Consider the following 13796-nt stretch of genomic DNA (forward strand, 5'->3'; position numbering starts at 1 on the left):
TTAGGAAAGTTTCTTATTAGAAATCCCCGTACGGCCACGCGTGTCCGCGTGGCCGGGTGACCTCTGATCTGGCGATTCTCGTCCTGGCGACTTTCCGGGGGCCGATCGTGAGTATGACTCTTCCCGGCCTGCTTCGACAGCGGGCCGCCGCCGACCCGGGCCGGGTGGCGATGACCGTCCACGGCTCGGGCTCGCTGACCTTCGGCGAGTGGGAGCGCAGGTCGTACGGTCTGGCCCGCGCGCTTCGCGGCCGGGGGATCCGGCGCGGCGACCGGGTGGGCCTCGTGTTCGGCAACGGCGACTGGCTGGACTACGCGGTCGCGTTCTTCGGCGTGCTCAGGGCGGGGGCGGTCGCCGTGCCGCTCTCCGACCGCCTGGCCGGCGGGGACGTCGACGCGATGCTCGCGCACTGCGGCGCCACGGCGGTGCTGCGGCCGGGCGATCTGCCGTACACCGAAGGCGGCGGGGACGAGGATCTCGAACCGGTGGCGCCCGGCGACCCGGCGCAGATCCTCTACACGTCCGGCACCACGGGCCGGCCCAAGGGGGTCGCCGCCACCCACGCGAACCTGGCCTACGGCTGCGGGGGCCGCCGCAGGCCGTTCACCCACTCCACGCACCTCGCGCACGCCTTTCCCGTCGGCACCAACGCCGGCCAGTGGATGCTGGTCAACGCCGTGGACGCGCACCCCGAGGTGGTCACGCTGCCGCGTTTCACGCCCGGCAGGTTCGCCGCGCTGATCGAGCGCTACCGGGCGGGCACGGTCTTCGTGGTCCCCGCCATGGCGATCGAGATGCTCGCCGCCGGGGTGCAGACCAGGCACGACCTGTCGAGCGTGCTGCTGCTCGGCTCGGCGGCGGCGCCGCTGCCGGCGCGGGTCGCGGGCGATCTCGGCGCCGCGTTCCCCAACGCGACGATCACGAACTACTACACCTCGACCGAGGCCGCGCCCGCGCAGACCGTGATGATCTTCGATCCCGAGCGGCCGTCCAGTGTGGGCCGCCCGGTCTCCGGCGGTGCCGTCAGAATCGCCGCGGCGGACGGCGGGGCGCTGCCGCCCGGCGCGACCGGCGAGGTGTGGATGCGGTCGCCGGCCGTCGCCCGCGCCTACTACGGCGACGAGGCCGCCACCGGCGAGGTCTTCCGCGGCGGCTGGGTGCGCATGGGAGATCTCGGCTACCTCGACGACGACGGCTACCTCTACCTGGTCGACCGCGAGAGCGACGTGATCAAGTCGGGGGCCTACAAGGTGTCCACGATCCATGTCGAGGAGGCCGTCCACCGGCACCCCGGCGTCGTCGAGGCGGCCGCTTTCGGGGTGCCGCACCCCACGCTCGGCAAGGCCGTCGCGGTCGCCGTCGTCGGGACCGTCCCGCACGAGGAGCTGCGGATCTTCCTCAAGGACCTGCTGGCCCCGCACGAGCTTCCCGTACGGCTCATCACCCTCGACGCCCTGCCACGCAACCACGGCGGCAAGGTCGACAAGCGCTCACTCCGAGAGGTCGCAGCATGACGCAGGTCTCGTTCGCCCAGCACGGAATGTGGGTCACCGAGCGGACGGGGGCGGGGTCGGCGTACCACATGCCGATCGTGATCCGCTTCGACGGTTCGCCGGCTCCCGATCCCGCCGTGCTGGCCACGGCGTGCGCGAGCGTGGTCGAGCGGCATCCGCTGCTGGGCATGGCCGTACGCGAGCACGACGGCGTGCCGCATCTGGTGCCCGCCACCCGGCCCCCGTGCCTGGAGACGGGCGGGTCGGTGGAGGAGGCCGTCAGGCGTCCCTTCGACCTGGAGAACGGCCCGCTCGTCCGCTTCACGCTCGTCGGCGACACCCTCGTGGTCGTCGCCCACCACCTGGTCTTCGACGGCGGGTCCAAGGACGTCCTGGTCGCCGACCTCGCCGCCTTCGCGGCCGGTGCCGTACCGCCGCCGCTCGAGCCCCTCGACCACGCCGCCGGCCAGCGGGAGCGGGTGGCGGCCCTGCTCGGCGAGGCTCGCGCGTTCTGGGCGGACAGGTGGCGCGAACCGGGCGAAACTGTCTTGCCGGGCGGTGTGCTCCGCTCCCGCCGGGGCGGCCCGGGACGGCTGCTGGAGTTCACGCTCGACGTCCCCGGCCTGCCCGGCCTGACCAGGTACGAGGTGCTGCTCGCGGCGCTGCACGCGCTCCTCATGTCGTACGGCAACGCCGACGTCGTCACCGCGATCGACCTGTCGACCCGCACCGCCGAGTCGGAGGGGCACGTCGGCCCCTTCGTCAACGAGCTGCCGGTCTTCTCCAGCCCGCCGCCCGACGCGCCGTTCACGACGTTCGCCGCCGGGCTGCGCGCCGAGCTCAGGAGCCTCTACACCTATCGCGAGGTCCCCCTGGCCCGGGCGGTCGCCGGGCTGAAACCGCACGCGGCGCTCGCTCCCGTCTCGGTCAGCTACCGGCGCGGTCCGGCGCACGGCACGGGTTCGGCGGAGGGGTTCGGCCAGGTCGACCGGCTGGCGTTCAACCACGCGGTGCGCGGCGCCCTGCAGCTCCAGGTCCTCGACCATGCCGGCCGTTCGGACGACACGGCGATGCCGGCGCCGGGAATGACCGCAAGCCTCCGCTACGACCCCGGCGAGCTGACCGATCCGGTCGGGTTCGCCGACGACCTGCGGGCGGTGCTGGCGGCGATCGCCCAGGATCCCACCCGGCCCCTGGAGATGCTGCCGACGCGGGAACCCGTGGTCGCCTGGCCCGTCCCCGGCGCCGAACCGGCGACCGCCGCGGTGGAGGACACCGTGGACATCGGCGCGGGCGCGGATCTCGACGATCCGCTGGCGGCCGAGATCCGCGCCATCTGGGAGGAGGTGCTCAAGCTCGCTCCCATCGAGCCGCACGACGACATCTTCGAGCTCGGCGGCCACTCGCTGACCATCACCCAGATCATCGCCCGCATGCGCAAGCGGCTGGGCGTGGAGGTCGACCTGGACGACTTCTTCGACAACCCGACGATCGCCGGCGTGCTCCAGGTGATCCGGCGATGACGCGGCCGGTCACGGCCGATCCGGCCGTCTTCCCGGCGGAGGCGGTCGGTCCGGACGACGCCGATCTCTCGCTCATGCTGATGATCCGGGCGTTCGAACTGAAGCTGCTCGACCTGTACGGCAGGGGCCTGCTCAACGGCACGACCCACACCTGTCTCGGCCAGGAGTACATCCCGGTCGCCATGGAGGCCCTGCTCGACCCGCGCGACCATGTCTTCAGCAACCATCGCGGGCACGGCCACTACCTGGCACGCTTCCACGACCCCGCGGGACTGCTCGCGGAGATCATGGGCCGGGAGGGAGCCGTCTGCGCCGGGGTCGGCGGCAGCCAGCACATCCGCAGGGACCGCTTCCTGTCCACCGGAGTGCAGGGCGAGAGCCTGCCGGTCGCCGCGGGGGTCGCGCTGCACCTCAAGCGGGCCGAGCCCGGCCGCCTCGCCTGCGTCTACATCGGGGACGGCACGTTCGGCGAGGGCGCGGTCTACGAGGCGTTCAACATCGCGTCGCTGTGGGCGTTGCCGCTGCTCGTCGTCGTCGAGAACAACGGCATCGCCCAGTCGACGCCCACGTCCCGGCACCTGGCGGGGAGCATCGCGGGCCGGGCGGCGGCGTTCGGCATCGACCACCACCTGGTCGAGACCTCCGACGTCACCGAGATCCGCCGCACGCTCGAACCCCTGGTGTCGCGAGTCCGCTTCCGCCCGGCGCCTCTCGTCGTCGAGTTCGTCACCCGGCGCCTCGGACCGCACAGCAAGGGCGACGACACCAGACCCGCCCAGGCCGTACAGGCTCTGCGCGAGCAGGACTGGTACGCCCGGTGCGCGGCGGCGTGCCCCGGCCGTTTCCGGCGGCTCGACGCGGAGGCTCGGGCGCACATCGACGCGGTCGCCGCGGAGGTCACGGCGCGGGGCCCGTCACGATGGGAAGGGGCAGGGTGGGAGGGGTCGTGAGGGTCGCGGAGAACCTGAACGCGGCGCTGGCCGCCCTGCTCGCCCGGGAGCCGAACCTCTACCTGCTGGGAGAGGACGTCGTCGACCCGTACGGCGGCGCCTTCAAGATCACTCGGGGGCTGTCCACCGGCTTCCCCGACCGCGTCCTGTCGACCCCCATCAGCGAGAACGCCGTCACCGGCGTCGCCGCGGGTCTCGCGCTGTCGGGAGGCCTGGCGATCGTCGAGATCATGTTCGGCGACTTCGCCGCGCTCGCCTTCGACCAGTTGCTCAACTTCGCGTCGAAGTCGGTCTCCATGTACGGCTCCCGCCTGCCGATGCGCATGGTCGTACGCTGCCCGGTCGGCGGCGGGCGCGGTTACGGGCCGACCCACAGCCAGAGCCCGCAGAAGCACTTCGTCGGCATCCCCGGGCTGGCCCTCTACGAGCTGTCGCCGTTCCACGACAACCTGGCCGTGTTCGAGGAGATGTTCGCCCGGGCGGAACCGTGCGTGTTCTTCGAGGACAAGGTCCTCTACACGCGCCGGATGGGCGTGGTGGAGCCGCCGTTCTCGGTGGAGACCTCCGACGGGGTGGCCAGGGTGTCCCTCGACGGTCGCCCCGACTGTGTGATCATCGCCCCCGGCGGGGCGGCGCACCGGGTGCTGGCCGCGATGCGCTCGCTGCTGGTCGAGGAGGAGATCGCCGGCACGCTGCTGGTGCCGTCCAGGCTGTATCCATTCGACCTGCCCCATGTCTTCGACGCGGACGTCCGCGCGGCGCGCCGGGTGTTCGTCGTCGAGGAGAGCACCGCCGGGGGGACGTGGGGCGCCGAGGTGGCCCACGTCGTCCATCGACGGCACTGGGGGCGCCTGGCCCTCCCGGTCACGTTGATCCACTCCCTCGGCGGGGTCATCCCCACCGCGGCTCATCTCGAGCGGGCGGCCCTCGTGAACGAGTCCACGATCCACAGCGCGATCAGGGAGACCCTCCGTGGCTGAACTCCGCGTGCCGAAGCTGAACAACAACGACACCGAATATCTCCTCGTCGAGTGGCTCGCCGCCGACGGCGCGCAGGTCGCCGAGGACGACGCGGTCGTGCTCGTGGAGACGTCCAAGGCCGCCGAGGAGCTCACCGCGGGCGCCTCCGGCGTCCTGCGCCACCGGCTGCGGCCGGGGGTCTGGTGCCGTCCGGACGACGTGATCGCCTCGATCGGCGAGACGGCGGAACCTCCCGGCCCCGAACCGGCGTCCCCGGTCCCGGCGTCCCCGGTCCCGGCGTCCCCGGTCCCGGCGTCACGGGTCACGGCACAGCGGGGTAAGGCCGACGACTCGGCGCCGCTCATCACGGCCCCCGCGCAGGCGCTCATCGACGAGCTCGGCATCGACCTCGAACGGATCAGGACACTCGGCATCCCCGTCGTCCGGCGGGCCGACGTCGAACGCCTGGCCGCCACGCCTGCCCGCGATGAGACCTCCGCCGCCGAGCACCGGCTCACCCGGGTGCAGCGGGCCGTGGCCAGGTCCGTCGAGCTGTCCCACCGGACCATCCCCGCCGCGTACGCCGTCGTCCGCATGGACCTCGGCCCGGCGCTGGAGTACGCGGCGGCCACGACGAGGGAGATCCGCCGCCCGGTGGGGCTCGCGGAGGTGTTCGTCCAGGCCGTCGCGGGCCTGCACGAGCGGTTCCCGCTGTTCTTCGCCACCGTCGAGGGCGCCGCCGACGGCACTGTCGGTGGTACTGGCGACACCACCAGGGCGTTGCTGTCCGAGGCGCCGAACATCGGCGTCACCGTCGACGTCGGCGAGGGGCTGTACGTCCCCGTCGTCCACGACGCGGCGAGCCGTACGACGAAGGACATCGCGACCACCCTCATGAAGCACCGGCTCGCCGCCGCCACCGGCGAGTTCACGGAGAGCGACCTGTCCGGCGCCAACTTCGTCGTCACCCTGCACACCGAGCACGGGGTCGTGCTGGCGATCCCGTTCGTCTTCCCCGGCACCGTCTGCGCGCTCGCCGTCGCCGGGCCGCGCGACGGAACCCTCGCCGACATCGGCCTGGCCTACGACCACCGCCTGATCAACGGCAGGGACGCCGCCCTCTTCCTCAACGCGCTCAAAGCCGCCGTCGAAGGGCTCACCTGATGTCCGCAGCCGACCTGTCCGAGGCGAAGAAGGAACTGCTCAGACAGCGGCTGCGGTCCAGGCAGGCCGATCGGCCCGGCCAGACCGGTCACGCCGCCCAGGCGGATCGGGCGATCCCGCGCCGCCCCGAGGGCGCCGAGCCGCCGCTCGCCCCCGCCCAGGAACCGATCTGGTTCATGGAGCACTTCACCCCGGGCACCGCCACCTACACGATCGCGATGGCCGTACGGCTGCGCGGGCCGCTCGACGCGGACGGCCTCAGGGAGGCGCTGGCCAGGCTGCCCGAGCGGCACGAGAGCCTGCGGCACCGGTTCCCGGCGACGGACGAGGGGCTGCCCGCCGTACACGTCGTGCCGGAGGCGGACGTGCCGTTGCGCGAGGCGGCGGCCACGACAGATGAGGAGGCCGTCGCCCTGATCGACGCCGAGAGCGCGATCCCGCTCGACCTGGCGGCCGGGCCGTTGCTCAAGGCGCTGCTGGTGAAGAAGGGCCGGGACGAGCACGTCCTCGCGCTGTTCGTGCACCACATCGTCGCCGACGGTCAGTCGGCGCACCTGCTCATGCGCGACCTGCTGGCCCTTCATCGCGGGGAGGACCCGGCCGCGCCCGCCGTACGCTACGGCGACGTCGCGCTGTGGCAGTGCGGGCGGCGGTTCGACCGCGAGCTGGCCTACTGGCGGCGGGAACTGGCCGCGCTGCCGAGGGCGGACCTGCCCCTGGACCGGCCCCGGCCGCCACGCCAGTGCTTCGACGGCACGTCGCACGTCCACGAGCTCGACCCCGAGCTGGTCGACCGGCTCACCGAACTGGGCGGACGGCACGGCGCGACCAGGTTCATGACGATGCTGGCCGCGTTCCAGCTGTTGATCGCGCGTTATTCGGGGCAGGACGACTTCGCGGTCGGCACCCCGGTGGCGGGGCGGACCCGGCCCGAGCTCGACGACGTGGTCGGTATGTTCGTCAACACGCTGGTGCTGCGCGCCCGGCTCGACGGCGACCCGAGTTTCGCCGAGTTGCTGGCCCGCACCAGGGACACGGTGGTCGAGGCGCTGGACCACCAGGAGCTGCCGTTCAGCCGGCTGGTCGACGCGCTCGGCGTGCCGCGCGACCCGAGCAGGCAGCCGCTGGTCGACACGTTGTTCTCGATGCACGACTTCGCCAACCGAAGCGACGACGGCGAGGTGTCGGATTTTCCCCTGCGGCCCGGCTCGGCCCGGCATGACCTGGAGCTCTACCTGGTGCCCACCCCTGGCGGCGGCCTGGCCTGCACGTTCACGTACAAGACCACGTTGTTCGACGCCGGCACGGTCGAGCGGATGGCCGGGCACCTGGAGGCGCTGGTGCGGGCGGCCGTCGCCGAGCCCGGCGTGCCGGTGAGCAGGCTGCCGTTGCCGCTGGGGGAGGACGCCGGGCTGATCGCGTCCTGGAACGACACCGCCGCCGATTTTCCGGCGCACGCCACCTTGCACGGCCTGGTGGAGGAGCAGGTCGCGCGTACGCCCGGCGCGACCGCCGTGACGTTCCGGGGCGCGTCGGTGACCTACCGGGAGCTCGACGAGCGGGCGAACCGGGTGGCGCACCGGCTGATCGGTTTGGGTGTGGGCACGGGCGCGCTGGTCGCGGTCTGCGCGGAACGCTCGATCGAACTCGTGGCCGCCCTGCTCGGCGTGCTCAAGACGGGCGCGGCGTACGTGCCGCTGGACCCGGACTACCCGGCCGACCGGCTCGCGTTCACGCTGTCGGACTCGGGTGCGCCCGTGGTGCTGGCCCAGCGGCGTCTGGCCGACCGGCTGGGCGACGCCGCCATGGTTCTCCTGCTGGACGAGCCGGCGGAGGCGGCGGACGTGCCCGTGACCTCGCCCGGGCCTGCCGGAGAGCCCGGCACGGCCGCGTACATGATCTACACCTCCGGGTCGACGGGCAGGCCGAAGGGGGTGCCCAACAGCCACCGCGGCATCGTCAACCGGCTCGACTGGATGCAGAAGCGATACGGCCTCACCCCGGACGACGTGGTGCTGCAGAAGACCCCGGCCGGCTTCGACGTGTCGGTGTGGGAGTTCTTCTGGCCGCTGACGACCGGGGCCAGGCTGGTGCTGGCCGAGCCGGGAGGCCACCGCGACCCGGCCTACCTGCGTGATCTGATCAACGCCGAGGGCGTGACCACCACGCATTTCGTGCCGTCGATGCTGGCGGTGTTCCTCGCCGAGGAGGGCGCGGCCACCTGCGCCTCGCTGCGCCGTGTCATCTGCAGCGGTGAGGAGCTCCCGGTCGACCTGGCTGTCCGCTGCCTGCGGACGATCCCGGCGGAGCTGCACAACCTGTACGGCCCGACCGAGGCCGCCATCGACGTGTCCTCCTGGGAGTGCACCCTCGACCGGCTCTCGGGACGCATACGCGTGCCGATCGGCTCGCCCATCCAGAACATCACGCTGCACGTCCTCGACCGGCATCGCCGGCCGGTGCCCGTCGGGATGCCCGGCGAGCTGCACATCGGCGGGGCCGGCGTCGCGCTCGGCTACCACGACCGGCCGGAGCTGACCGCCGAGCGGTTCTTCGACGGTCTCTACAGAACCGGTGACGCGGCCCGCTGGCTGCCCGACGGGACCATCGACTTCCTCGGCCGCCTCGACAACCAGGTCAAGCTGCGCGGGCTGCGCATCGAGCTCGGCGAGATCGAGGCGGCGCTGCGCGAGAAGGCGGGCGCCCGCGAGGCCGTCGTCGTCGTGCGGGCCGACCGGCTCGTCGCCTACCTGGTCGGCGTCCCCGAGGAAGCCGCCCAGGCGGCCGCGATGCGGGCGGCCGTACGCGACATGCTGCCGGAATACATGCTGCCGTCGCAGTTCGTCTTCCTGGAGGCTCTGCCGCTCACCCCGAACGGCAAGCTCGACCGTACGGCGCTGCCCACCCCGGCCGCCTCCGCCGGCGACACCGAGTATGCCGAGCCGGCGACCGGCGCCGAGAAGACGATCGCGGCCGTCTGGGCCGAGATCCTGGGAGTCGAACGGGTCGGCCTCGACGACGACTTCTTCGACCTCGGCGGCCACTCGCTGCTCGCCATCCGGATCGTCGCCAAGCTGCGCACGGCGGGCGTCGGCCGGCTCGGCCTGGTCGACGTGTTCTCCCACCGGACCGTGCGCGAGCTGGCCGCCTTCGCCGAGCGGCCGGTCCCCGCGGGTCCGCGCCCTTTGCTCCAGCGCCTCACCCCGGCGGGGCGGACCGCCCGCCTCACCTACGTCTGCGTGCCGTACGGCTCGGGCAGCGCCGTCGTCTACCAGCCGCTGGCCGACGCGCTGCCCGGCGACCACGCGCTGTACGCCGTCGCCATCCCCGGCCACGACATCGGCCTCGACGAGGAGGCGATGGAGTTCGACGCCCTCGCGGCCCGCTGCGCCGAGGAGATCCTTTCTATCGAGGGACCGATCGTGATCTACGGCCACTGCGGGGTGGGCGCGGCCCTCGCGGTCGAGCTGGCCCGGCGGGTCGAGGCGGCCGGCCGGGAGGTCGAGGCCCTCTACATCGGGGCGATCTTCCCGTTCGCCCGGCCACGCGGAGTGCTGGGCAGGCTGTCGAGCCTCGCGGACGTCGACCGGCTGAGCCGCAGCCAGACCGACATCAACCGGCTCAAGGCTCGCGGCGTCGACCTGGACGAGCTCGACCCCGGCGTGGCCGACCGGATCATCCGTACGATGCGGCAGGATTCGAAGGCGGCCGAGAAGTTCTTCACCGAGCTGTTCGACTCCCCGGACCGGCAGCGGCTGAAGGCGCCGATCATCTCGGTGGTCGGCGAGCGCGACCCGGCGACCGACTTCTACGAGGAGCGCTACCGGGAATGGGCCTTCCTCTCCGACACCAACGCGCTCGTGGTGCTGGACGAGGGCGGCCACTACTTCCTGCGCTACCGGGCCGCCGAGCTGGCCGAGATCCTGCGGACCCACCGCTCGCTGGACCGGCCCGCCCCGCACGAGCCCGACGACTCGTGGTGGGTCCACGGCGTGAGCACCTCGGTGACGCACAATGCCGATTCGGCGTCGGGGACGCACAGTGCCGACCCGGCGTCGGGGACGCGCGATTCCGGACCGGCGGCCGAGCCCGCCGTCAGGCCCGGCATGACCCGGTTCCTCACCGTCTCCGCCGGTCAGCAGATCTCGATGATCGGATCGGCCCTGACCGGATGGGCGCTGCCGCTGACGATCCTCGTCGACTCCGGCTCGATCGCGCAGTTCTCCATCCTGGCCGTGCTCAACCTGGCCGGGCTGCTGGTCTCGCCGCTGGCCGGGGCGATCGTCGACAGGGGCGACAGGCGGCGGGTCATGCTGCTGGCCGACTTCGCCTGCGCGGGCATCCAGCTCGTGCTCGCCTGCCTGATCCTCTTCGGCGAGCTCCGGCTCTGGCAGGTCTACCTGCTGATCGTCGCGTTGTCGATCGCGACGAACTTCCAGCGCCTGGCCTACACGTCCGCCATTCCACAGCTGGTGCCCAAGCGCTATCTCGGGCACGCGATGGGCGTCACCCAGATGGCCAACGGTGTCGCACAGCTCGTCGTGCCGCTGATCGCCGCCGGGCTGCTCGCCTGGATCAAGCTGGGCGGGATCGTGATCATCGATGTGGCCAGTTACGTCTTCGCCATCGCCGCCGTGCTGGCGGTCCGGTTCCCGGACACGCTGCCGTGGCGGCCGCGCGAACCGCTGAGCACCGAGATCCGCAAGGGCTTCGCCTACACGTGGAACGAACGCGGCCTGCGGGCGATGCTCGTCTTCTTCGCGGTGCTGAACATCTTCCTGTCCCCGCTCCTGCTGCTCGTCTCTCCGCTCGTCCTGTCCTTCGCCACGCTCACCGAGGTGAGCGTGATCTCCATGGTGACGGGCCTCGGCGTGATGCTGGGCGGGCTGACGATGGCCGTCTGGGGCGGGCCGGCCAAGTGGCGCTTCCGCGGGGTGCTCGTGTCGACGCTGGCCATCGCCGCCGGCAGCGTGGTCACCGGGCTCCGCCCTTCACTGCTCGTGATCGGTGCGGGCGCGTTCTCGCTGACGTTCTTCCTGACCCTGATGAACGCGATGTACTCGACCATCGTGCAGATCAAGGTGCCCTACCGGTATCACGGCCGGGTCTTCGCGCTCAACACGCTCGTGGCCTGGTCGACCCTGCCGATCGGGATGGGGCTCGTCGCACCGCTGGGCGCCGCGTTGTTCGACCCTTTGCTGGCCCCCGGCGGGGCGCTCGCCCCGACCGTCGGCGCGGTGATCGGCGTCGGGCCCGGACGCGGGATCGCGTTCCTCTACCTGGTGTGCGCGCTGGGCATGGCGGCCGTCGTGGCGGGTGCGCTGCGCGTACGGCGACTGGCCCGCTTCGACGCCGACATGCCCGACGCGCTGCCGGACGACCTCGTCGGCATGGAGACCATCGAGAAGCGCCGCGAGGCGAAGACGGCCCCGGCCGCGTAGCCGCCGCCGACTCCATCTGTGCCGGGAGCTGACCGACGACCGTGTGACCTTTCTCCACACGCCGGCGACCGGTCCTCGTGGCCGGTCGCCGGCGGCGGTGAGGGGCTGCTCGCCGCGATCGGCCTCCGGCAGCACCGACCCGACGGTTGTCCGGGACCCCCGCTGCTCGCCCTCGGCCAGGACATCGGCTTCCTCGTCGGGCTGCCGGACGACTACTCGGCCGCCGATGCCTGGACCGCATCCTGAAGGGGGCGAGCGCCTCGTCGACGTCCGCGTCCGCCGCAACCCGGATCGGCGACGGGCCCAGCCGCAGGGTGGCTGGGCCCGTGTGAATCAGCCGTGGCCGGGACAGGGATCACGCGTAGGGGTTCTGCGTCACCAGGTGGGCCTTGAATCCCTCGCCGAAGGTGCTGGTCGGAGTGCCGTTGGCGTCGGTGATGAGGACGTTGCCCGAGCTGTCGCAGACTCCCCAGGCGTTCCAGGTCCAGGCGAGGTAACCGACACCGTTCGCGTCGGCCCAGTTCATGACCTTGTCGATGTAGTCGTGGGCGCAGGTGTTCTGGCCGATCTCACCGGCCACCACCGGCACCTGCGCGGCGACGGCGCCGATCGTGTTGTTCCAGCAGGTGGTGTCCACGCACCCGTTGAAGTTGTAGGAGTGCCAGGAGGCCATCAGGTTGCCGGTCGGGTCTTTCGGCTTGTACTTCAGCCACTGGCTCAGGTCGTTGGTCCAGGTCAGACCGGCCGTCATGATGACGTTGGCGGCTCCGGTCGCACGGACCGCGTCGACCAGGGACTGCATGCCGGCGACCTGGTAGCCGATTCCGGTGCAGGTGCCGCCGTCACGCAGGCAGGTCCACGCCGCGGTGGCGTCCGTCCAGTTGTTGGCCGCGTCCGGATAGGGCTCGTTGAACAGGTCGAAGATGACGGCGTTGTTGCCCTTGAAGGTGTTCGCGACCTGGGTCCAGAACGTCGGCGCGTACTTCGCGTCGGGCATGGGCTTCTGGCAGGTCGCCGCCACATCCGAGCAGCCCGCGCCCGCGCCCGTGTACTGGCCGTAGTTCCAGTGCATCTCGACGATCGGAGTGATCCCGTTGGCGATCAGCAGGTTGACGTAGTCCTTGACCGCCTGCTGGTAGGCCGCGCCGCTGGTCCCGCCCGAAGGCACATTGCCGGTCCCCAGCCAGCACTCCTCGTTCAGCGGGATCCGCACCACATGGATGTTCCACGGCTTCATCGCGCCGACGGAGGCCTGATCCGCCGGGCCGTCCCACATGCCCCTGCCCTGGATGCAGGCGAACTCCCCACTGGAGCGGTTGACACCCAGCAGCCGGTACGGCTTGCCGGCCGAAGTCACCAACGTGTTGCCCGAGACATGCAACTGCGGGGCCGGCCCGCCGGGCTGGGGGCTGGGAGACGGGGATGGGCTCGGGGACGGGGATGGGCTCGGTTTCGGAGACGGACTTGGGCTGGGGCTGGGACTTTGGCTGGGGCTGGGGCTGGGGGACGCGCCGGTGCAGGTGACGCCGTTGACGCTGAACGCGGCGGGAACCGGGTTGCTCCCGCTCCACTTGCCGATGAAGCCGATCGACACCGAGCCGTTGGAGGGGACGTTGCCGTTCCAGCTCAGGCTCTTGGCGGTGACGTGCGCGCCGGACTGCGACCAGTCGGCGTTCCAGCCGTTGCTCACGCCCTGATTAGCCGCAGGGAAGTCGAACTCCAACGTCCAGCCTATCAGCGGGCCGCCGAGGCTGGTGATCGCGACGTCACCCTGGAAGCCACCCTGCCACTCGCTGACGACCTTGTACTGCACCGAGCACCCGCCGGGGGCGGCCGCGGCGGGGACGGATATCGCGGACATGCCTGCTGCAGCCAGCACTCCTGCGGCGGCTGCCGCCAATTTGACACGAAGTTGCATCGAAGCCTCCTTGCTGGGAACCGGACGGCCGTCGAGAGCAGCGCTGTGGATGAACGGTGGGTTACTTAAGGCTTAAGTCAAGGTCGTCTCTCTATGCGGGGGTGCGAGGCGGGCCGGATGCGGAAAGCGACGGAAACGGTTCCCCGCCGTCGAAAGCCGATCCGGACGTGCGGGTCCGTCGGCGGCTGTCGAAGCCTTCGAGGGCCGAAGCGCACCGTGCTCGAGGCCTTGATGGCGTGTGTGTACCGAGAAAGTTTCAGTGCGTCCCAATGTCGCACCGCACGCCGGACGATCGATGTGTTCCTTCGGCGGTCGCCATGGGGATCTCACCGACGTGGTGACTTAAG

At 71.6% G+C, this 13796-nt stretch carries 8 protein-coding genes; 7 read left to right on the forward strand and 1 reads right to left on the reverse strand.

Annotated elements, in window-relative coordinates:
• Positions 1–113: 113 nt before the first annotated feature.
• The 7 genes from IL992_RS39615 to IL992_RS39645 are packed head-to-tail and all read left to right on the forward strand — an operon-like array spanning position 114 to position 11777.
• A complete protein-coding gene (locus IL992_RS39615; protein ID WP_193208476.1) occupies positions 114–1514 on the forward strand; it encodes a class I adenylate-forming enzyme family protein in 1401 nt (466 codons plus the stop codon).
• The gene (locus IL992_RS39620; protein WP_193208440.1) at positions 1511–3016 is read left to right on the forward strand and encodes a condensation domain-containing protein; all 1506 of its coding nucleotides are present in this window, start codon (positions 1511–1513) and stop codon (positions 3014–3016) included. Before IL992_RS39615 ends, IL992_RS39620 begins: the two co-directional genes overlap by 4 nt.
• Positions 3013–3966 (forward strand): thiamine pyrophosphate-dependent dehydrogenase E1 component subunit alpha, encoded by a 954-nt coding sequence (locus IL992_RS39625; RefSeq protein WP_193208441.1) that lies wholly within the window; start codon positions 3013–3015, stop codon positions 3964–3966. The genes IL992_RS39620 and IL992_RS39625 overlap by 4 nt, the downstream gene beginning before the upstream one ends.
• Complete coding sequence (locus tag IL992_RS39630) at positions 3963–4946, forward strand: alpha-ketoacid dehydrogenase subunit beta (RefSeq protein WP_319019118.1); 984 nt, start codon at positions 3963–3965, stop codon at positions 4944–4946. The genes IL992_RS39625 and IL992_RS39630 overlap by 4 nt, the downstream gene beginning before the upstream one ends.
• On the forward strand, positions 4939–6090 hold the full coding sequence (locus tag IL992_RS48740) for a 2-oxo acid dehydrogenase subunit E2 (RefSeq protein WP_193208443.1): 1152 nt from the start codon (positions 4939–4941) through the stop codon (positions 6088–6090). The genes IL992_RS39630 and IL992_RS48740 overlap by 8 nt, the downstream gene beginning before the upstream one ends.
• Positions 6090–11531, forward strand: coding sequence for a non-ribosomal peptide synthetase/MFS transporter (locus IL992_RS39640; RefSeq protein ID WP_193208444.1), 5442 nt, complete (start codon positions 6090–6092; stop codon positions 11529–11531). The genes IL992_RS48740 and IL992_RS39640 overlap by 1 nt, the downstream gene beginning before the upstream one ends.
• 18 nt (positions 11532–11549) lie before the next feature.
• Entirely contained in the window at positions 11550–11777 is a 228-nt protein-coding gene (locus IL992_RS39645; protein WP_193208445.1) for a hypothetical protein, read from the forward strand.
• 109 nt (positions 11778–11886) lie between these two features.
• Here the strand turns inward: IL992_RS39645 and IL992_RS39650 are convergent, their stop codons facing one another.
• Entirely contained in the window at positions 11887–13449 is a 1563-nt protein-coding gene (locus IL992_RS39650) for a cellulase family glycosylhydrolase (RefSeq protein ID WP_264295182.1), read from the reverse strand.
• Positions 13450–13796 lie beyond the last annotated feature (347 nt).

It is taken from the genome of Microbispora sitophila (assembly GCF_014892245.1).
Lineage (GTDB): Bacteria > Actinomycetota > Actinomycetes > Streptosporangiales > Streptosporangiaceae > Microbispora > Microbispora siamensis.